This is a genomic window from Frigoribacterium sp. Leaf172, assembly GCF_001424285.1.
Lineage (GTDB): Bacteria > Actinomycetota > Actinomycetes > Actinomycetales > Microbacteriaceae > Frigoribacterium.
In genome coordinates, this window is record NZ_LMPB01000001.1 from 1080153 (window position 1) to 1099112 (window position 18960).

The window sequence follows — 18960 nt, forward strand, 5'->3', positions numbered from 1 at the left end:
GGGTATATCCGGCGTCACGAGGCACCAGGTCCGTGGTCCTACACTGAGCGCATGATGCGGCGAAGCAGGCCCCCGCGCAGTCCGGTCGAGACCCCTCCTCCCGTCGCGTCCGCGTTCGGCGCGGTCCCCGACCCGTCCGTCTCGCGAGGCATGGTCATCGCGGGTGCCTGGTCGTGGCGCATCCTCGTGGTGGTCGGCGCGGTGGCGGTCTTCGTCTGGCTCGTCATCCAGCTCCGGATCATCGTGATCCCGTTCATGGTGGCCCTGCTGATCTCGGCGCTGCTCGTGCCGTTCTCGAGCTGGCTCCAACGCCATCGATGGCCGAAGTGGGTCGCCGTCGTCGTCAGTCTCGTGGGGTTCCTGGTCATCGTCGCCGGCCTGTTCTACGCCGTCGTCGTCCAGATCATCGACGGCGCGCCCGAGCTCCGCGACCGGACCATCGCCTCCTACGCGCAGCTCCGCGACCTCCTGCTCGCGTCGCCGCTGCAGCTCACCGAGGCGCAGATCAACGGCTACCTGCGCGACGCTCTGGCCGCTCTGCAGCAGGACAGCCAGCCGCTCCTGCAGGGAGCCCTCTCGATCGGGTCGACCGCGGGTCACATCGCCGCCGGCCTCGTCCTCATGCTCTTCGCGACGATCTTCATCCTCGTCGGCGGCTCGGACATCTGGCACTGGGTCGTCGGGCTGTTCCCGTCGAAGGCCCGGCGCGCCATCGACGGCGCGGGCAGCGCGGGCTGGCTCACCCTCACCAACTTCGTCAAGGTGCAGATCTTCGTCGCGTTCGTCGACGCCGTCGGCATCGGTCTCGGGGCGCTGTTCCTCGGTCTGCCGCTCGTCGTCCCGATCGCCATCGCGGTCTTCCTCGGCTCGTTCGTCCCGGTCGTCGGCGCCGTGGCCACGGGTGCGGTCGCCGTCGTGATCGCGCTCGTCTACAACGGCTGGGTCGTGGCGCTGCTGATGCTCGCGGTCGTGATCCTCGTTCAGCAGATCGAGGGGCACCTCCTCCAGCCGTTCGTCATGGGCAGCGCCGTCAAGGTCCACCCTCTCGCCGTCGTGTTCGCCGTCGCGGCGGGCACGCTCCTCGCCGGCATCCCGGGCGCGCTCTTCGCGGTGCCCGTCGTCGCCGTCCTCAACGTCATGATCACCTACGTCGCCCGGGGGGCCTGGCGCGAGCCGGTGCCCGCCGCGGGCGTCGTCGTCACGGAAAGACACGCCACCGATGTCTGATCTCACCCTCGCAGGACCGACGCTCGCCGAGATCCAGGAGGCGCGCGCCCGGGTCGCGCAGGTCGCCCGGGTCACCCCGATGGAGAGCTCGCGGTTCCTCGCCGAGCTGCTGGGCTCCCCGGTCTACCTCAAGTGCGAGAACCTGCAGCGGACGGGCTCGTACAAGATCCGCGGCGCCTACAACCGGCTCACGCAGCTCAGCGACGACGAGCGATCGCGCGGCGTCGTCGCCGCGTCCGCCGGCAACCACGCCCAGGGCGTCGCCTTCGCGGCGCGAGAGATGGGCGTCCGGGCGACCATCTTCATGCCGGTCGGGGTCGCGCTCCCGAAGCTGCAGGCCACGCGGGACTACGGCGCCGACGTCGTCCTGAGCGGTCACTCGGTCGAGCAGGCGCTGCGGGCCGCCCAGGAGTTCTCCGATTCGACCGGCGCGGTGTTCATCCCGCCGTTCGACCATCCCGACGTGATCGCCGGCCAGGGCACCGTCGGTCTCGAGATCCTCGAGCAGGTCCCCGATGTCGACACGGTGATCGTGCCCATCGGCGGCGGCGGGCTGATCTCGGGCATCGCGAGCGCCCTGGCGCAGTCGGGCGCCGAGACCGGCAAGAAGGTCCGGATCATCGGCGTGCAGGCGGTCAACGCCGCGCCCTTCGCCGTCTCGATGAAGCGAGGCGTCCGCACCGACGTCGAGACGCAGCCGACGATCGCCGACGGCATCGCCGTGGCCCGTCCCGGCGTGCTGAACTTCGAGATCGTCCGCGAGACGGTCGACGAGGTCGTCACGGTCGGCGACGACGACACCGCCCGGGCGATCCTCGTGATGCTCGAACGGGCCAAGCTGGTCGTCGAGGCCGCGGGGGCCGTTGGCGTCGCCGCGGTCATGACCGAGCAGGTCCGCGATCTGGGCACGACGGTCATCGTGCTGAGCGGCGGCAACATCGACCCGCTGATGATGGAACGCGTCATCGGACGGGGTCTCGCCGCGGCCGAGCGGTACCTGAAGATGCGCGTCGGTCTGCCCGATCGCCCGGGTCAGCTCGCCCGGGTGTCCGAGATCCTGGCCGACGCGAACGCCAACGTCGTCGAGGTGCTGCACACCCGGCACGGCCGGGGTCTCCAGATCAGCGAGGTCGAACTCGAGCTGAGCGTCGAGACGCGGGGCCCCGACCATGTCGAGGAGGTGCTGCAGCGTCTGCGCGACGCCGGCTTCACCCCCGACGTCGACTTCTGATCGAGGTCGGCGCCGGGGTCCCCGCCTCTACGGCGTGTAGGCCTCGACCGCGGTGATCTCCACCGTGATCTCCTTGCCGTTCGGAGCGGTGTAGCTCGTCGCGGTGCCGACGGCGAGACCGTTGATGGCCTGACCCAGCGGGCTGGTCTCGCTGTAGACCGAGAGGTCGCTGTCGGCGGCGATGATCTCGCGGTTGCCGAGGAGGAACGTGCTCGGGTCTCCGGCGATCGTGGCGGTGACCACCGTGCCCGGTCCGACGATGCCGTCGGCGGCGGTCGACTCGCCGACCGTGGCGCTCTTCAGCAGGTTGATGAGGGTGCGGATGCGCGCCTCCATCTTGCCCTGCTCGTCTTTCGCGGCGTGGTAGCCGCCGTTCTCCTTCAGGTCGCCCTCCTCGCGGGCGGCCTCGATGCGGCTGGTGATCTCGCGCCGGCCCTCGCCGCTCAGCGTCGCGAGCTCGGCCTCGAGCCGGTCGCGGGCGTCGGGGGTGAGCCAGGTGGTGGGATTGTCGTTCGTCATGGGGTTCTCCGTTCGTGCGGCGGACCTGCCGGTGCGCTGGGGATCGGACCGCGGGTCACGCCGACGCCGACCGGGAGGCGCGCCCACCGAAAAAAGGAGACCGGCCGACTGGCCGGTCTCGTCATTCAGAGCAGTCTAGGGAAGCCAGCACTGGTAGATCAAGCCCGTCACGGCCCGCTCCGAGGTGGCGAGCGACGTCGTGTAGGTCGAGGTGAAGCGGTCGGCGGGCGGCAGGTCGACGACCTTCCATCCGACGATCGCGAACTTGTCGCTCTGCGCCTGCACCGCGCAGCTGACCCGGGTGCCGGCCTCGACGCTGATCGTGTACTGCACGTCGATCTGCCGGTCGCTGCCCACGGTGTAGCCGAGATCACGGGTCTCGAGCTTCGAGCCGTCGCCGTCGAAGGCCGCGAACACGACCCAGGCGCCGAAGACCACGACGAACGCGGCGGCGACGACGAGCGCGATCAGGCGCCGACGTCGGGTCACGAGGGGGCTGCGCCCGTAGCGCGCGTCGAGATGGTCGTCGACGGGTGGGGCCTGCGGGGCCTCGGTCGACGGGTGTGCGGGGGGCATGGACGCCACGCGGATCTCCGTCCGATTATCCTTAGGGCAGGGTAGCAACGTCTGCCCTGCACGAATTGCGAGGAACATGTGACCCTGCGCCTGCTGGCGGTCCACGCCCACCCGGACGACGAGTCGAGCAAGGGCTCGGCGACGTACGCCCTCTACCGCAGTCTCGGAGTCGAGGTGCTCGTCGTCAGCTGCACGGGCGGTGAGCAGGGCTCCATCCTCAACGAGCAGCTCGAGGCCAGGCATCACGCCGAGCGCGACATCGCCGGTCTGCGCGTCCTCGAGATGAAGCGCGCCCAGGAGGCCCTCGGCGTCGACCACCTGTGGCTCGGCTACGCCGACTCGGGGCTGCCGCCCGAAGGCGAGCCCGTGGCCGTCAACGGCTTCGCGACGATCCCGCTCGAGACGAGCGCGGAGCCCCTCGTGGCGATCATCCGACGGTTCCGACCGCAGGTCCTCGTCACGTACGACGAGAACGGCGGCTACCCGCACCCCGACCACATCCGCAGTCACGAGATCTCGATGGCCGCGTACCGCGCCGCCTCCGATCCCGACCGCTACCCGTCGGCCGGCGAGCCGTGGCGGATCGACAAGGTCTACTACGACCGGATCATGAACACCGCGCGCCTGAAGTCCATGCTGACCCACCTGCAGCAGGCGGACGCCGAGTCGCCCCTGATCGAGCGCCTGACCGAGATGCTCGAATGGATGGGCGCACGACCCGATCTCGCCACCACCCACGTGCCCGCCTCCGAGTTCTTCCCCCACCGCGACGCCGCGCTCCGGGCCCACGCCAGCCAGGTGCCGCTCGACAGCGCCTTCTTCTTCTGGCCCCACGAGCTGCAGGTCGCCGCCTGGCCGACGGAGGACTTCCAGCTCATCGAATCGAGAGTCGAGACGACGATGCCCGAGAACGACCTCTTCGCCGGAGTGACCGACGACGAGACCGGCCTGGTCGGAGCGCTCCGATGAGCGCCCTCGGCGACGCGACCCTGTCGGTCGCGGTGCGCCTCCTCGCCCAGCCGTCCACGCCCGATCCGACGCTGCCGGCGTCGACCGTGCCCGACGTCGACGTGACGCCCGGAGTCTGGGGCTTCGTGGCGATCGCCTTCGTCGCCGTCGCGACCGTGCTGATCATCGTCGACATGACGCGGCGGGTCCGTCGCACGCGGTACCGCGGCGAGGTGCGCGAGCGCATCGAGGCCGAACGGGCCGACGAGGCCGGATCGGCGACCGACGCGCCTCCCCGCGCACCGGGTGACGACGCGTCCGGGGGGCCCGTGCCGCGAGACTGACGGCCACGCGCCTCCTCGGTCGTCCCCGACGCCCCCGCCTTCGCGCGGGGGCGTCGCGTGCGTCTGCGGCTAGAAGCTCGGCGGATTCAGCGCCAGCACGAGGATCCCCGTCCAGTGGCACAGGTACGCCAGGACCGTCAGCGCGTGGAAGAGCTCGTGGAAGCCGAACCGCCCGGGGGCCGGATTCGGGCGCTTCAGCGCGTAGAAGACCGCGCCGAGGATGTACATCGCACCGCCCGTCAGCACGAGCACCGTCATCGGGACGCTCGCGGCCAGGAGGTCGCCCGTGAAGCCGAGCGCGCCCACCCCCAGCAGGATGTACAGCGGCACGTACAGCCAGCGCGGCGCGCCGAGGAAGAAGATGCGGAACAGGATGCCGAGACCGGCTCCGGTCCACACGAGGGCCAGCAGCAGCGTCGACGTCGCCGGCGGCAGCGCGATCACCGCGATGGGCGTGTACGTGCCGGCGATCAGCAGGAAGATGTTGGCGTGATCCAGCCGCTTCAGGAACCGCTTCGCACCCGGGCTCCACGGGAACCGGTGATACGTCGCCGAGATGCCGAAGAGCAGGAGCGACGTCGTCATGAAGACGGCGGAGGCCCAGGTCGCGGCGGCCCCGTCGGCGAGCACGACCAGGATGACGCCCGTCGCGATGGCCACCGGGAACGTCGCCGCATGGATCCAGCCGCGCCAGGTGGGCTTGCGCTCGATCGAGGCGTATTCGAGCGAGTCGTCGAGCAGAGGCAGGTTCGGGATGTCGGCTCCGCCGGCGTCCTCGCTCACGGGTCGGGTCATGGTCCGAGCGTAGGGGAGCGTCGCCGACGCCGCCCGGGCGGCACTCGGCCGAGGGTGGGCTACCGTAGCGATGTGAAAAGTCGTCGGAGGTCGCCGCTGGCCCGCGGTGTGCTCTACGAGCTGTACCAGAGCCGACTCCGTCGGGAGCTCGAGGGCGCCGACCTGCCGCACCACGTCGCCATGATCGTCGACGGCAACCGGCGCTGGGCGAAGCAGCGGATGCTCGAGACGGCCGCTCACGGCCACCGCGCCGGTGCCGCCAAGATCAGCGAGTTCCTGACCTGGTGCGACGACCTCGGCATCCGCGTCGTCACGCTGTACCTCCTGTCGGCCGACAACCTCGGCAACCGCGCCTCCGACGAGCTCACCGAGCTGTTCGGCATCATCGGCGACGTGGCCGACGAGCTCTCGCATCAGCGGGACTGGCGGGTCCAGCACGTCGGGGCGACCGACGACCTGCCCGAGGGGCTCTGCCGGTCGCTGAGCGGGGCCGCCGAGCGCACCGCCGACAAGAAGGGCCTGCACGTCAACCTGGCGGTCGGCTACGGCGGACGACGCGAGATCGCCGACGCCATGCGCAGCATCGTCCGCGAGCACGACGCGAACGGGGGCACCCTCGACGCCCTGGCCGAGGTCCTCACCCCCGAGCTGATCGCCGAGCACCTGTACACGGGCGGGCAGCCCGACCCCGACCTGGTGATCCGCACGTCGGGCGAGCAGAGGCTCAGCGACTTCATGCTGTGGCAGAGCGCGCACAGCGAGTTCTACTTCGTCGAGGCGTTCTACCCCGACCTCCGCGAGGTGGACTTCCTCCGGGCCGTCCGCGACTTCGCGCTCCGCCACCGCCGCTACGGCAGCTGAGCCGCCGGCGGCGCCATCCGGCCACGCGGGCGGCCGCCGTGGGTCGTCCGCGTTAAGGTGGACAGCCAGCGACACCGTCGAGGAGACCACCGTGACCAGCACCGCCGACCTCATCTCGGGTTACACCGACGAACCCGGGTACTTCGACTTCGCCAAGTGGGGTCCGATCTCGCGACCCGTCGTCGAAGAGGAGCGCGCTCTCGTCGACGTCCAGTCTCGGGCTCGCTTCGGGTCGGAGGTCGCGCTCACCGAGCAGGCCGGTCGTGTTCAGCGGGCCGTCTCGGCCCTCATCGGGTTCCCCGCGGATCAGGTGGTCTTCCAGCCGAACACGAGCGCCGGGCTCGTCCACGCGATGTTCGGACTCACCGGGCAGGTGCTCCTGTCGCCGCGCGACTACCCCAGCCTGCCCCTCGCGGCGACCCGGGCCTCGGCCGCCCTCCGCGTGCTCGAACCGCTCTGGATGGACCTCGACCACGACGTGGTCACCCCCGCCGTGGTCCAGCGTCACCTCACCGACCGGGTGACGGCGGTCGCCGTGAGTCTCGTCGACTACCGGACCGGTTACCTCGTCGACCTCGAGGGCATCCGCCAGGTGATCGGCGACCGGCTGCTGATCGTGGACGCGATCCAGGGGTTCGGCGTGGTCGACGCCCCGTACGGCGTGGCGGACGTCGTCGCCTCCGGCGGTCAGAAGTGGGTCCGCGCCGGGTGGGGCACGGGGTTCCTCGCCCTCAGCGAGCGGGCCGCCACGATGCTCACCCCCGTCTTCAGCGGCGTCGCGGGCAGCGAGCTCACTCTCGGCGGCTCGTATCACCAGGCCCTCCCCGCGCTGCCCGGCGCCGCGGCCTTCCAGATCACGAACCCCGATCCGATCGCGCAGGCGCGACTCTCGACCGCCCTCGAGGGCATCGCGTCGGCCGGCATAGCCGACGTGTCACGCGAGATCGCCCACCGCGCCTCGCGACTCATCGACATCGCCGACGAGTACGCCGTCCCCGTCGTGTCCCCGCGTGACGAGGCCGAGCGGGCGGGCATCGTCGTGCTCGAACCGGCCCCCGACCAGATGACGACGCTCACGGCGGCGCTGTGGAACCACGGCGTCACGGCCACGGTCCGCGACACGACCGTGCGCCTGAGCGCGCACCTGTCGACCGGCGACGACTCGTTCGAGCTGCTGCGCGGCGCGCTCACCTCGTTCGGGACGACCGTCTACTACTGAGGCGCGCCTCCTCGGCTCCTGCGCCGCGCCTCCTCGGCTCTCGGCCGGCTCCCGGTCCGTGTTCATCTGATCGTCACGCGACACGGGGCGTCGGGTCGCGCCACCTCGCGCGTCGCGACGTATGTTCGACGCATCGGGCACAGGGTCCGATCGAGACGGCCACGAAAGTTCGCCTCGCAACTGCTCCGCGGCCGTCTTCGCCGAAGGTACCGAGCGCATCGCGCTCGGAGATGGAGTGGTCGTGACCGCGCTTGACACCCCCCAGACCGGCAAGCCCCGCACCGACGACGCGACCCGGGAGGCGCGATCCGCCCCGGTGGCGCAGCGCACCTACGTGCTCGACACGTCGGTCCTGCTGTCGGACCCGCAGGCTCTATTCCGCTTCGCCGAGCACGACGTGGTGCTGCCCGTCATCGTCATCAGCGAACTCGAGGGCAAGCGCCACGACCCCGAGCTCGGCTACTTCGCGCGGCAGGCGCTGCGGCTGCTCGACGGGCTGCGGGTCCAGCACGAACGGCTCGACTTCCCCGTCGAGGTGGGCGACGGCGGATCGTTCCGGGTCGAGCTCAACCACTCGAACATGTCCGTGCTGCCCTCGGGTCTGCAGCTGAACGACAACGACTCGCGCATCCTCGCCGTCGCCTCGAACCTCGCGGGCGACGGACTCGCGGTCACCGTGGTCTCGAAGGACCTGCCGCTGCGCGTCAAGGCCGCCTCGATCGGCCTCGCCGCGGAGGAGTACCGTGCCGAGCAGGTCGTCGACAGCGGGTACACCGGCCAGATCGACGTCGACGTGTCGAGCGAGCAGATGTCGGCGTTCTACGAGACCGAGCGACTGAGCTCGCGAGCCCTCGCGGACGCACCCGTGAACACCGGCGTCGTCGTGCACTCCGACCGGGGGTCGGCCCTGGCTCGGGTCGTGTCACGGGGCGAGGCCCGTCTCGTCCGCGGCGACCGCGACGTCTTCGGGCTGCACGGCCGCTCGGCCGAACAGCGCCTCGCCATCGATCTGCTGCTCGACCCCGAGGTCGGCATCGTGTCGCTCGGCGGGAGCGCCGGCACCGGCAAGTCGGCCCTCGCGCTCTGCGCCGGCCTCGAGGCCGTGCTCGAAAAGCAGCAGCACCGGAAGATCATGGTCTTCCGGCCCCTCTACGCGGTCGGCGGGCAGGACCTCGGCTACCTGCCGGGCGACGCCGGCGAGAAGATGAACCCCTGGGGCCAGGCGGTCTTCGACACCCTCGGCGCGCTCGTGTCGCAGAACGTGCTCGACGAGGTCGTCGAACGCGGACTGCTCGAGGTGCTGCCCCTGACGCACATCCGCGGGCGGTCGCTGCACGACGCGTTCGTGATCGTCGACGAGGCCCAGTCGCTGGAGCGCAACGTGCTGCTCACGGTGCTGTCGCGCATCGGGCAGAACTCGCGCGTGGTGCTGACCCACGACGTGGCGCAGCGCGACAACCTCCGGGTGGGGCGGCACGACGGCGTGGCCTCGGTGATCGAGACGCTCAAGGGGCACCCCCTGTTCGGACACGTCACCCTCATGAGGTCCGAGCGGTCGGCGATCGCCGCGCTCGTGACGCAGATGCTGGAGTCCGCCGACACCCTCTGATGCGGCACGCCGTCGGCTCAGGTGCCGCGCGGCTCGTGGCTGGTGGCTCAGGTGCGGCGCGTGGCTCGTGGTCGGCGACTCAGGTGCCGCGCGGCTCGTTCGTGGTCGGCGACTCAGGTGCGGAGGCTCGTTTGCGGGTGCGGAGCCCGGTGGCGGGCCCTTCGACCTGAGTCGCCGACCTGCTGGCGCCTGGCGGCCGGGTCCCGCACGCCGCGCGCCGCGCGCCGCACGCCGCATGCCGCATGCCGCACGCCGCATGCCACGTGGTCGGCGACTCAGGTGCCGTGCGCGGTTCGTGGTCGGCGACTCAGGTGCGGGGGCTCGTTGGCGGGCGGGGCGCCCGCTGGCGGGCCGTCCGACCTGAGTCGCCGACCAGCCGGTGACATCGACGGGTCGGCACAGACGGACGGCGTGCCGACGCGCGCACTCCACGGTGTCGCTCGCGGCGGCACTCGACGAGTCCTGCACAGACAGGCGTCGCGGGTTCCGTCCCCAGATGGTCGGGGTCGCGAGGTCGAGAACGCCGCGAGCCGTCAGGCTGCCGGCATGGAGCAATTCAGAGCACTGATCACGGACCTCGGCGGTGTCGCATCCAAGAGCCGGCTCGCGGCCCACGGCGCCACGGACAGGCTCCTGACGGCCGCGGTTCGAAGCGGAGCCGTGCATCGCGCCCGGCGTGGCTGGTACACCGTCTTCCCGCCGGGCGACCCCCGTCACGAAGCCGTCCGAATCGGCGGTCGTCTGACGGGTGCGTCCCTGCTGGCGCTGTCGGGGGCGTGGCTCTGGAACACACCGCGGCTGACGGTGGTCGTCCCTCGGAACGCCTCCCGGCTCCGCCCTCGACACGGTGCCACCGTGGTCTGGCGTCGTGGCTCTGCGGGCAGGCCCGATCCCGCCGACGATGCGAGGCCTCCCTGGGCGGACTCCCTCGAGGAGGCGCTGGTCCTGGCCGTCACGGAGCTCCCGTTCGACGAGGCGGTCGCGGTGCTGGACTGGGCCCTGGTCGGCGGCGGCATGACCCGTGCGGGGCTCGCGGACGCCTTCGCGGGCGTCTCGGCAGCGCGAGCTGCGATCGTCGACTGGGCTGACGCCGGCAGTCAGAGCTTCATCGAGAGTCTCGTCAGGGCGACCTTCGCCGCCCTCGGGCACCGTGTCACGGTCCAGGTGCCCGTGGCACCAGGAGATGCGCGGCGGATCGACGTCGTGGTGGACGAGGCCGTCGCCATCGAGGTCGACGGCCGCGCGTTCCACGCCGACACGTTCGACGCCGATCGTCGGAAGGACGTCGCGGTGGCCATCGCAGGTCGGATCCCCCTCCGATGCGGCTATCGGATGGTGAGAGACGAGCGAGAGCGCATCATCGACGCCGTGCACGCGATCGTCGCCAGATCCGATGCGACGAGCACGGCTGCGAGACGGTGTCGTGAGACGCGCCACGCGGCGTGCCTCGACGGAGCACGGTGGCGGTTGCCGCCTCCGCGGACACCCCGACGTTCGGACGATCGCGTCGGCCAGGCACAGGGCGGCCGGGGCGATCGCAGCACATCACCGGGTCGGAATTCCGCGGTGGGGACGATCATCCGTCTGCGCACGGATCGACCTCGATGATCCCCGATCGTCAGGGCGGCGATCAGGTGCTCGAGCTCGGGGTCGTCGTGATCCTCGGCATGACGGCCGTCACGGCCGTGGGCGCTGATCCGCGGGCCGTCGCCTACCTGGCCGTGGCCGCGGTCACGCCCGCCCTCATCCGGCACGACCTCGTCTCGCGTCGGCTCCCGAACGTTCTGGTCGGGTTGGCCGCGGGCGGACTCGTCACGACGAGCGTCGTCGTCGCGACCGAGCAGGGGCCCGTGGCGGCGGCGATGCCGTGGGCGTGGGCCGGGCTGTGGTTCGTCGTGGGATTCGCGCTCGCCGTCGGAGGTCTGCTCGGCATGGGCGACGTCAAGCTCGGCGCGGTCCTCGTCGGGACCGCCGCCCCGTCGGGTGCCGTCGCCGTGGGCACCCTCGTGGCCGCGGCCGGCGTCGTCGGTCTCGTCGCAGCCGTGGGCTCGAGGGCATACGAGGCCCTCGACCGACGACAGGATCGCCGCCTCGCGTCGCAGTCAGCGCCGTCCGAGGTCCCCGATCCACACAGAGGAGGCCGGGGCGTCCCCTTCGGCCCGTGTCTGCTGCTGGCCTTCTGGTCGGTGACGGTGGGGACGGTAGTGACCGTGTGAGCTGCGAACGGGGTGGGGAGTCGAGGAGGTGCGGCGCGCGATGGTGCCGCGCCGCGCCTCCTCGAGGTGCCCGGCTCAGCCCGGGTGGGTCATGCTGAGGACGTCGAGCGCCTTGTCGAGCTGCTCGTCGCTGACCTCGCCGCGGGAGACGAAGCCCAGATCGACGACGGCCTCGCGCACGGTCATCTTCTGGGCGACGGCGTGCTTGGCGACCTTGGCGGCAGCCTCGTATCCGATGACCCGGTTCAGGGGGGTGACGATCGACGGCGAGGACTCGGCGAGGGCTCGAGCGTGCTCGACGTTCGCCTCGAGGCCGTCGATGGTCTTGTCTGCGAGGGCTGTGCTCGCGTTGGTCAGAAGACGGATGGACTCGAGCAGCGCCGTGCCCATGACGGGGATCGCGACGTTGAGCTCGAACGCTCCGGAGGCGCCGGCCCACGCGATCGTGGCGTCGTTGCCGATGACCCGAGCGGAGACCATGAGCACGGCCTCGGGGATGACGGGGTTGACCTTGCCGGGCATGATCGACGAACCGGGCTGCAGGTCGGGGATGTGCAGCTCGCCGAGACCGGCGTTCGGGCCGGATCCCATCCAGCGGATGTCGTTGTTGATCTTGGTGAGGCTGACGGCGAGCACGCGGAGAGCGCCGGATGCTTCGACGAGGGCGTCTCGGGCGCCCTGGGCCTCGAAGTGATCGAGGGCCTCCGTGACGGGGAGACCGCTGTCTTCCGCGAGGGCGGCGATGACGCGCTGCGGGAAGCCGAGGGGCGTGTTGATGCCGGTTCCGGTGGCCGTCCCGCCGAGGGGGACCTCGGCCACGCGGGGGAGGGTCGACTCGACGCGCTCGACGGCGAGACGGATCTGACGCGCGTAACCGCCGAACTCCTGCCCGAGGGTGACGGGGGTGGCGTCCATGAGGTGCGTGCGGCCCGCCTTGACGACGTCGGCCCAGTCGGCCGACTTGCGTTCGAGCGACTCGGCGAGATGCGTGAGCGCCGGAACCAGATCGTGGAGGAGCGCGCCGGTGACGGCGATGTGCACCGAGGTCGGGAAGACGTCGTTCGAGGACTGCGAGGCGTTCACGTGGTCGTTGGGGTGAACCGCGATGCCGTCGACGGTGCCGGCGAGCGTCGCCAGGACCTCGTTCATGTTCATGTTCGACGAGGTCCCGCTGCCCGTCTGGTAGACGTCGACGGGGAACTGGTCGTGGTGCCGGCCGCCGATCACGGTGTCGGCAGCGGCGACGATGGCGTCGGCCACGGCGGGGGCGACGATGCCCATCTCGCCGTTGACGATCGCGGCGGCGCGCTTGATGCGGGCCAGGGCGACGATCTGCGCCGGCTCGAGGCCGGTGCCCGAGATCGGGAAGTTCTCGACGGCACGTTGGGTCTGAGCGCGGTACAGAGCCGATGCGGGCACGCGCACCTCGCCCATCGTGTCGTGCTCGATGCGGTACTCGGATGTGATCACGACGTCGTGGTCCCTTCTTCTGCCCTCGTGGGGCGCTGGCGTCCCGGGGCGGCCGCCCCGGGGTGGTTCTCAGAGGCGGCCGACGACCACGGACGGGTCGACGCGCCCGTTGGCGAGCGCGTAGTTGGCCCCCACGACCGCGAGACGGCCCTCGGCGATGGCCGTCGCGATGAGCGCGGACGAGCCGACGAGCGACTGGACGGACGCCTCGATGTGCAGCTTGCCGACGCTGCGCGGGTCGAGCACGGCGCCCGGTTCGAGATCGATCGTCGCCCGCCGGACGGAGGGGACGATCATGTCGATGAGTCCGCCGAGGAACCTCGACCCGGGAGGCGCCTCGGAGGTCAGCGAGTCGATGGCCGTCGCGACGGCGCCGCAGCTGTCGTGCCCGAGGACGACGATGAGAGGGACGTTGAGCACGGAGACGGCGTATTCGAGCGAGGCGATGACGGTGTCGCCGACGACCTGCCCGGCGTTCCGCACGACGAAGAGGTCGCCGAGGCCGACGTCGAAGATGATCTCGGCGGCCAGCCGCGAGTCCGCGCAGCCGAACAGGGCCGCGACGGGCTTCTGTCCGCCGGCGAGGCTGGAGCGGTGGTCGCTGTCCTGGTGGGGATGATCGGGGGATCCGGCGACGAAGCGCTCGTTGCCGTCCGTCATCCGGCGCCAGGAGTCCCCGGGGGTCTGCGGCGCGGTCTCGATGAGGGGCTGGGTCGTCATGGTCAGTCGTCCGTCCTGTCGGCGACGTCGGCAGCCAGGGCCGTCGCCAGAGCATCGAAATCGGTGTCGTCGGCGGTGCCGTGCAGCACGTACGAGCTGCGGTCGACCGTCGTCGTCAGCGAATAAGCGTAGTTGCCGGCGGAGTCGTCGTCTCGGCGGTCGTAGACCCTCCAGTCGAGGCCGGCGATCTGCCGCGCGGTCGTCGCGGCGCGGTTGTCGACCGCTGCGGCGAGCCAGGTGTCGTTGGCGTCGATGCCCTGCTCGAGGGCGATGAACTGCTCGTCGGGGGTGATGAGCCCGACATACCAGACGTCGACCCCGTCGGGCGTCGAGGTGTCGATGTCCGCTCGGTTGGAGGTCCAGGTGTCGGGCAGCGTCGGAGCGGCGAGCGGGACATCGACGCTGGCCTGCGCCTGTCGGGCGACGGCCGTGTAGGCGATGTCCTGGCGGTTGACGGTGCCGTTGGGGCGGACGACGACCAGGACGAGGAACAGCACGATGCCGAGCGACGCGACGATCGACAGGCTCAGGTTGATGGCCGTCTGGTTCGCGTAGTGCTTGCGGGTGTTCTCGGCCTTGCGCGCCGCGGTCTCGGCGGGTGTCTCGGGACGGCCGAGCTCGGCGACGACCCGGGGGCCCTGCGGGCCGCGACCGCGCCCGCGTCTCGGCGTGCTCATGACGTGGGGGCCTGACGACGAGCGGCTTCGAGGCGTTCGCGGGCGCCCATCAGCCATTCCTCGCAGCGGCGGGCGAGCGCCTCGCCGCGCTCCCAGAGCGACAGGGACCGCTCGAGGGTCGACGCCCCCTGCTCGAGCTCGGCGACGACGGAGACCAGCTCGTCGCGGGCCTGCTCGTAGCTCAGCGAGGCGATGTCGGCGGGCAGGGCCGCAGCGGACGCCGCGCCGTCGGAGGGCGACGAGTCGCCGACCGGGGAGGTGTCTGAGGGGGTGTTGTCCACGATGTCGATCCTAACGAGGGGTTGCCGAGGTGGGCTGCGAGCGACCGGCGGCCGTCGTGCGGGACGACCCCGTGCCTCCTGGGGAGGGACGGTCGTCGAGAGGGCCTCCGCGCGGGCCGCCGGACACCGCGGTGAGGCTGCCCCCGGCGACGGTGAGCGTCAGCTCGGTGTCGGAGGGTGCCTCGGCGGGGTCGTGGAGGACGCCGCCCCCCGGCACCTGGACGATGGCGTATCCGCGACGGAGGGTGCCCTGGGGCGACAGCGCCCTGAGCCCGGCGGTGAGCTCGGCGACGCGCGTGTCGGCGCGTTCGATCGCCCGGAAGACGAGCTCTTCGCCCCGGGCGACCGCGCGGACGATCTCGTCTGCCCGCACGTCGACGAGGGTCTGGGGGGACGCCAGCACGGGCCGGCTGCGGATCTGCTCGAGCCGATCGACCTCGGTCGCGACGAGGGCGGTCAGACGCTGCCCGATGCGGGCCCGGGCCTGCTGCACGCGCGACAGCTCTTCGCTGACGTCGGGCACCACCCGTTTGGCGGCGTCGGTCGGCGTCGAGGCCCGCAGATCGGCGACCTCGTCGAGCAGCGGGCGGTCGGCCTCGTGACCGATGGCGCTGACGACGGGCGTCGTGCACGCGGCCACGGCGCGGATGAGCGATTCGTCGCTGAAGCCGAGCAGGTTCTGGAAGTCGCCGCCGCCCCGCGCCACGATGATGACGTCGACCTCGGGGTCGGCGTCGAGCTGCTGCACCGCGGTCGTCACCTCGGAGACCATGCGGTCGCCCTGGACGGCCGCGTGCACCACGCGGAACTCGACCGACGGCCACCGCAGCTGCGCGTTGCGGAGAACGTCTTTCTCGGCGTCGCTGTCTCTGCCCGTCACGAGCCCGATGCACTGGGGCAGGAACGGCAGGCGCCGCTTGCGCTCGGGCGCGAACAGCCCTTCGGCGGTGAGCGCCACGCGCAGTCGCTCGAGCCGTTCGAGGAGGTCGCCGAGCCCGACGTGACGCATGTCGAACACCTGCATGGTGAGCGATCCGCCCTTGACCCAGTAGTTGGGCTTGACGGCGGCGATGACGCGATCGCCCTGCTTGAGGTCGGCGGGGACCCGGGACTTCACGCTCGACCAGATCGAGAACGAGACCGTCGCGTCCTGTTCGAGATCGCGGAGCTTGCCGTAGACGTTGCCCCCCGAGACGTTCCACTGCGTGATCTCGCCCTCGACCCAGGCCGTGCCGAGGCGGTCGATCCAGTCACGCACCTTGCTCGCCAGCAGGCCGACGGGCCAGGGCGCGTCGGCCGTGGGCGGCGGGGGCACGATCGTCATTCGTCTCCTGTGGTCGACCGGTGTCGAGGATGCTCGGTGAGGGTGGGCGGGAGCGCTCGCGCCCGCGTCGGCGGGACTCGACCAGCCGCTCTCAGTACGCGACCAGTCGCCGCACCTAGAATCGTCGGGTGAGCCATATCACCAACGGCGCCCTTGCCATCGACCTGCCGACACCGCGTGTTCCTGCGGTGCGTAACAGGCTAAGGGATACCCCTGTCACCGGACACAAGCGCGTGCTGCTCGCGGCACCCCGCGGCTACTGCGCGGGCGTCGACCGAGCGGTGATCGCCGTCGAGAAGGCGTTGGAGCACTACGGCGCGCCCGTCTACGTGCGCAAGCAGATCGTGCACAACGTCCACGTCGTCGCGACCCTCGAGAGCCAGGGCGCGATCTTCGTCGACGAGGTCGACGAGGTCCCCGAGGGCTCCCACATCGTCTTCAGCGCCCACGGCGTCTCGCCGGCCGTCGTGCAGGGAGCCGCCGATCGGCAGCTCCAGGCGATCGACGCCACCTGTCCGCTAGTGACGAAGGTGCACCGCGAGGCGGTCCGCTTCGGCAGCCAGGGGCGGCACATCATCCTCATCGGCCACGAGGGTCACGAGGAGGTCGAGGGCACCATGGGTCACGCGCTCGACCGCACGACCCTCGTGCAGAACCCCGGCGAGGTCGACGATCTCGTCATCGACGACCCCGAGAACCTCGTCTGGCTGTCGCAGACGACCCTGAGCGTCGACGAGACCATGGAGACCGTGCGGCGTCTGCGCGAGCGCTTCCCGAGCATCCAGAACCCCCCGAGCGACGACATCTGCTACGCCACGCAGAACCGTCAGGTGGCCATCAAGAAGGTCGCCCCCGAGGCCGACCTGGTCATCGTGGTCGGCTCCGCCAACAGCTCGAACAGCGTCCGACTGGTCGAGGTCGCCCTCGAGCACGGGGCCAAGGCCGCCTATCGCGTCGACTTCTCGTCCGAGATCCGGCAGGAGTGGCTCGACGGCGTCGAGACCGTCGGCGTGACCTCCGGCGCCTCCGTGCCCGAGGTCCTCGTGAAGGAGGTCCTCGACGATCTGGCCGACGCGGGCTACCTCGACGTCGCCGAGGTCGTGACGGCCGAAGAGGACCTCATGTTCTCGCTCCCCAAGGAGCTGCGCAAGGACTCCAGCGGCCAGGTCGACGCCCGCGGGCTCGGCGGTCGGACCCGATGACCGACGATCGCCACGACGCGCCCGCCGCCGCCCGCGACGAGCGCCCGCGCCCCCGCTACGGCGAGTACGCGCCGGAGGGCTGGGTGAACCCGGTCGCCCCGGTCGAGTCGAGCACGGAGTCGTCCGCCCCGAGCACGGCACAGCAGGGTCCCTCGCCGGCAGTCCGTTCCGACGCGCCCGCTGCGGGGACCTGGGGCGCGCCTCCTCGTCCTGCGGTGAACGACTCGACCGGCGGACGCCGATTCGACCGGGTCGCGACGTTCGTGCTTCTCGGCATCGGCCTCTACAGCGTGGTGTCCAACGTGGTCATGGCGTCGTCGTTCTCGTCGGCGCTGCTCTCGGCCATGAGCGGCGCGGGCTACTCGACCGACGCGTTCACGAGCCAGGACGCCCTCCAGCGGGTCGGCGTCATCATCGCCGTGTCGACGGTCGCCGCGTTCGCGGTGACGTTGATCTGGAGCCTCCGCCGGCTGGCGGCCCGGAAGGTGACGTTCTGGGTCCCGCTGTCGATCGGGGTCGTGATGTCGATCGTGCAGATGGTCCTCGTGCTCGGAGTGCTCTTCGGCGACGCGGGCTTCGTTCAGTCGATCATCGAGTCGGGTCCCTCGCTCTGAGCGACGAGAAGGGCCCCGCAGCCGATGCTGCGGGGCCCTTCGTCATGGTCGGACCGAGCCGAGGAGGCGCGGGTCAGCTCCCCGACTGACCGTACGAGCCGAGCTGCCGGGTCGCCTCGACGACCCGCTTCGCCATCGCGGACTCGGCGACCTTGCCCCAGGCGCGGGGGTCGTACTGCTTCTTGTTGCCGACCTCGCCGTCGGCCTTGATGAAGCCGTCGTAGTTCTTCAGCACGGTGTCGGCGATCGACCGGCTGAACGCGTACTGGGTGTCGGTGTCGAGGTTCATCTTGACGACGCCGTTGGCCACGGCCTCGCGGATCTCGGCGTCGGATGAGCCCGAGCCGCCGTGGAAGACGAGTTCGAGCGGCTTCTCGGCCGTGTCGAAGCGCTCGCGGATGCCCTGCTGGATCTCGCCGAGGAGCTCGGGACGCAGCTTGACGTTGCCGGGCTTGTAGACGCCGTGGACGTTGCCGAACGTCAGCGCGGCGATGTAGCGGCCGTTCTCGCCGAGACCGAGCGCCTCGACCACGCGGGTGACGTCGCCGACGGTCGTGTAGAGGGCGTCGTTCGTGCCCTCGTGCTCGACGCCGTCCTCTTCGCCGCCGACGACGCCGATCTCGACCTCGAGGATGGCGTTGATCGCCCGGGTGCGCTTCAGCATGTCTTCTGCGATCGAGATGTTCTCGTCGAGCGGCACGGCCGAGCCGTCCCACATGTGGGACTGGAACAGCGGGTTGCGACCGGCGCGCACCTCCTCCTCGCTGGCGGCGATGAGGGGCAGGACGAAACCGTCGAGGGCGTCCTTCGGGCAGTGGTCGGTGTGGAGGGCGACCGTGATCGGGTAGTTCTTGGCCACCTCGGTGGCGAACCTGGCGAAGGCGATGGCGCCGGCCGCGCGGTTCTTGACGGTGTGACCGGCGAAGTAGTCCGCGCCTCCCGTGGTCACCTGGATGATGCCGTCGCTGCCCGCCTCGGTGAGACCCTGCAGAACGGAGTTGATCGTCTGCGACGACGACACGTTCACGGCCGGGTAGGCGAAGCCCTTGGTCTTGGCCTTGTCGAGCATCTCGGCGTACTGCTCAGGGGTTGCGACGGGCATTGCATCTCCTTCGATTGCGGGTGGT

The 18960-nt window shown here is 70.9% G+C and carries 20 protein-coding genes; 11 read left to right on the plus strand and 9 right to left on the minus strand.

Annotation, left to right across the window (positions count from 1 at the left end; genetic code table 11):
• The first annotated feature begins 51 nt into the window (after positions 1-51).
• The gene (locus ASF89_RS05200) at positions 52-1227 is read left to right on the plus strand and encodes an AI-2E family transporter (RefSeq protein WP_082489792.1); all 1176 of its coding nucleotides are present in this window, start codon (positions 52-54) and stop codon (positions 1225-1227) included.
• The gene (gene ilvA / locus ASF89_RS05205) at positions 1220-2458 is read left to right on the plus strand and encodes a threonine ammonia-lyase (protein WP_055794366.1); all 1239 of its coding nucleotides are present in this window, start codon (positions 1220-1222) and stop codon (positions 2456-2458) included. Before ASF89_RS05200 ends, ilvA begins: the two co-directional genes overlap by 8 nt.
• Positions 2459-2485: 27 nt before the next feature.
• Here ilvA and greA read toward each other — a convergent pair whose 3' ends face one another.
• A complete protein-coding gene (gene greA / locus ASF89_RS05210; protein ID WP_055794368.1) occupies positions 2486-2977 on the minus strand; it encodes a transcription elongation factor GreA in 492 nt (163 codons plus the stop codon).
• Positions 2978-3112: 135 nt separating this feature from the next.
• Positions 3113-3553 (minus strand): DUF4307 domain-containing protein, encoded by a 441-nt coding sequence (locus ASF89_RS05215; protein ID WP_055794371.1) that lies wholly within the window; start codon positions 3551-3553, stop codon positions 3113-3115.
• A gap of 78 nt (positions 3554-3631) precedes the next feature.
• Here ASF89_RS05215 and mca point away from each other — a divergent pair, with 78 nt between their 5' ends.
• Together mca and ASF89_RS05225 are read left to right on the plus strand one after the other, a co-directional pair.
• Positions 3632-4522 carry a mycothiol conjugate amidase Mca gene (mca, locus tag ASF89_RS05220; RefSeq protein ID WP_200913400.1) on the plus strand — a complete coding sequence of 297 codons (891 nt, stop codon included), beginning with the start codon at positions 3632-3634 and terminating at the stop codon, positions 4520-4522.
• The gene (locus tag ASF89_RS05225; protein WP_055794373.1) at positions 4519-4845 is read left to right on the plus strand and encodes a hypothetical protein; all 327 of its coding nucleotides are present in this window, start codon (positions 4519-4521) and stop codon (positions 4843-4845) included. The genes mca and ASF89_RS05225 overlap by 4 nt, the downstream gene beginning before the upstream one ends.
• A gap of 69 nt (positions 4846-4914) precedes the next feature.
• Here ASF89_RS05225 and ASF89_RS05230 read toward each other — a convergent pair whose 3' ends face one another.
• Positions 4915-5640, minus strand: a complete 726-nt coding sequence (locus ASF89_RS05230) for a hemolysin III family protein (protein WP_055812574.1) — start codon at positions 5638-5640, stop codon at positions 4915-4917.
• Between the two features lie 72 nt (positions 5641-5712).
• Here ASF89_RS05230 and ASF89_RS05235 point away from each other — a divergent pair, with 72 nt between their 5' ends.
• The 5 genes from ASF89_RS05235 (at position 5713) to ASF89_RS05255 (ending at position 11545) form a co-directional block, all read left to right on the plus strand.
• The gene (locus ASF89_RS05235; RefSeq protein WP_055794376.1) at positions 5713-6501 is read left to right on the plus strand and encodes an isoprenyl transferase; all 789 of its coding nucleotides are present in this window, start codon (positions 5713-5715) and stop codon (positions 6499-6501) included.
• Between the two features lie 91 nt (positions 6502-6592).
• Entirely contained in the window at positions 6593-7720 is a 1128-nt protein-coding gene (locus tag ASF89_RS05240; protein ID WP_055794378.1) for an aminotransferase class V-fold PLP-dependent enzyme, read from the plus strand.
• 316 nt (positions 7721-8036) lie between these two features.
• On the plus strand, positions 8037-9329 hold the full coding sequence (locus ASF89_RS05245; RefSeq protein ID WP_055795486.1) for a PhoH family protein: 1293 nt from the start codon (positions 8037-8039) through the stop codon (positions 9327-9329).
• Between the two features lie 546 nt (positions 9330-9875).
• A complete protein-coding gene (locus ASF89_RS05250; RefSeq protein WP_055812577.1) occupies positions 9876-10937 on the plus strand; it encodes a hypothetical protein in 1062 nt (353 codons plus the stop codon).
• A complete protein-coding gene (locus tag ASF89_RS05255; protein ID WP_055812580.1) occupies positions 10934-11545 on the plus strand; it encodes a hypothetical protein in 612 nt (203 codons plus the stop codon). The genes ASF89_RS05250 and ASF89_RS05255 overlap by 4 nt, the downstream gene beginning before the upstream one ends.
• A gap of 75 nt (positions 11546-11620) precedes the next feature.
• Here ASF89_RS05255 and ASF89_RS05260 read toward each other — a convergent pair whose 3' ends face one another.
• The 5 genes from ASF89_RS05260 to xseA form a co-directional block, all read right to left on the minus strand.
• Positions 11621-13015 (minus strand): class II fumarate hydratase, encoded by a 1395-nt coding sequence (locus tag ASF89_RS05260; RefSeq protein WP_200913402.1) that lies wholly within the window; start codon positions 13013-13015, stop codon positions 11621-11623.
• Positions 13016-13084: 69 nt separating this feature from the next.
• On the minus strand, positions 13085-13735 hold the full coding sequence (locus ASF89_RS05265; RefSeq protein ID WP_055794385.1) for a carbonic anhydrase: 651 nt from the start codon (positions 13733-13735) through the stop codon (positions 13085-13087).
• Between the two features lie 2 nt (positions 13736-13737).
• Entirely contained in the window at positions 13738-14412 is a 675-nt protein-coding gene (locus ASF89_RS05270; protein ID WP_055812583.1) for a DUF4245 domain-containing protein, read from the minus strand.
• The gene (locus ASF89_RS05275) at positions 14409-14618 is read right to left on the minus strand and encodes an exodeoxyribonuclease VII small subunit (RefSeq protein WP_055795490.1); all 210 of its coding nucleotides are present in this window, start codon (positions 14616-14618) and stop codon (positions 14409-14411) included. Before ASF89_RS05275 ends, ASF89_RS05270 begins: the two co-directional genes overlap by 4 nt.
• Positions 14619-14703: 85 nt before the next feature.
• Positions 14704-16017, minus strand: a complete 1314-nt coding sequence (gene xseA, locus ASF89_RS05280) for an exodeoxyribonuclease VII large subunit (RefSeq protein WP_055794390.1) — start codon at positions 16015-16017, stop codon at positions 14704-14706.
• Positions 16018-16205: 188 nt separating this feature from the next.
• On the opposite strand from xseA, the gene ASF89_RS05285 reads away from it, so the two are divergent.
• Together ASF89_RS05285 and ASF89_RS05290 are read left to right on the plus strand one after the other, a co-directional pair.
• Entirely contained in the window at positions 16206-17219 is a 1014-nt protein-coding gene (locus ASF89_RS05285) for a 4-hydroxy-3-methylbut-2-enyl diphosphate reductase (RefSeq protein ID WP_055794392.1), read from the plus strand.
• The gene (locus ASF89_RS05290; RefSeq protein ID WP_055812586.1) at positions 17216-17833 is read left to right on the plus strand and encodes a DUF6264 family protein; all 618 of its coding nucleotides are present in this window, start codon (positions 17216-17218) and stop codon (positions 17831-17833) included. Before ASF89_RS05285 ends, ASF89_RS05290 begins: the two co-directional genes overlap by 4 nt.
• A gap of 73 nt (positions 17834-17906) precedes the next feature.
• On the opposite strand, the gene fbaA is transcribed toward ASF89_RS05290, so the two are convergent.
• Entirely contained in the window at positions 17907-18935 is a 1029-nt protein-coding gene (gene fbaA, locus ASF89_RS05295; RefSeq protein WP_055812589.1) for a class II fructose-bisphosphate aldolase, read from the minus strand.
• Positions 18936-18960 lie beyond the last annotated feature (25 nt).

What these genes read in the sequence shown, in the direction of transcription:
- xseA (WP_055794390.1), bottom strand. Translation starts at nt 16,017, where the DNA reads ATGACGATCGTGCCCCCGCCGCCCACGGCCGACGCGCCCTGGCCCGTC.
- ASF89_RS05290 (WP_055812586.1), top strand. Translation starts at nt 17,216, where the DNA reads ATGACCGACGATCGCCACGACGCGCCCGCCGCCGCCCGCGACGAGCGC.
- ASF89_RS05255 (WP_055812580.1), top strand. Translation starts at nt 10,934, where the DNA reads ATGATCCCCGATCGTCAGGGCGGCGATCAGGTGCTCGAGCTCGGGGTC.
- ilvA (WP_055794366.1), top strand. Translation starts at nt 1,220, where the DNA reads ATGTCTGATCTCACCCTCGCAGGACCGACGCTCGCCGAGATCCAGGAG.
- ASF89_RS05265 (WP_055794385.1), bottom strand. Translation starts at nt 13,735, where the DNA reads ATGACGACCCAGCCCCTCATCGAGACCGCGCCGCAGACCCCCGGGGAC.
- ASF89_RS05230 (WP_055812574.1), bottom strand. Translation starts at nt 5,640, where the DNA reads ATGACCCGACCCGTGAGCGAGGACGCCGGCGGAGCCGACATCCCGAAC.
- ASF89_RS05225 (WP_055794373.1), top strand. Translation starts at nt 4,519, where the DNA reads ATGAGCGCCCTCGGCGACGCGACCCTGTCGGTCGCGGTGCGCCTCCTC.
- fbaA (WP_055812589.1), bottom strand. Translation starts at nt 18,935, where the DNA reads ATGCCCGTCGCAACCCCTGAGCAGTACGCCGAGATGCTCGACAAGGCC.
- ASF89_RS05270 (WP_055812583.1), bottom strand. Translation starts at nt 14,412, where the DNA reads ATGAGCACGCCGAGACGCGGGCGCGGTCGCGGCCCGCAGGGCCCCCGG.
- ASF89_RS05215 (WP_055794371.1), bottom strand. Translation starts at nt 3,553, where the DNA reads ATGCCCCCCGCACACCCGTCGACCGAGGCCCCGCAGGCCCCACCCGTC.
- ASF89_RS05250 (WP_055812577.1), top strand. Translation starts at nt 9,876, where the DNA reads ATGGAGCAATTCAGAGCACTGATCACGGACCTCGGCGGTGTCGCATCC.
- greA (WP_055794368.1), bottom strand. Translation starts at nt 2,977, where the DNA reads ATGACGAACGACAATCCCACCACCTGGCTCACCCCCGACGCCCGCGAC.
- ASF89_RS05200 (WP_082489792.1), top strand. Translation starts at nt 52, where the DNA reads ATGATGCGGCGAAGCAGGCCCCCGCGCAGTCCGGTCGAGACCCCTCCT.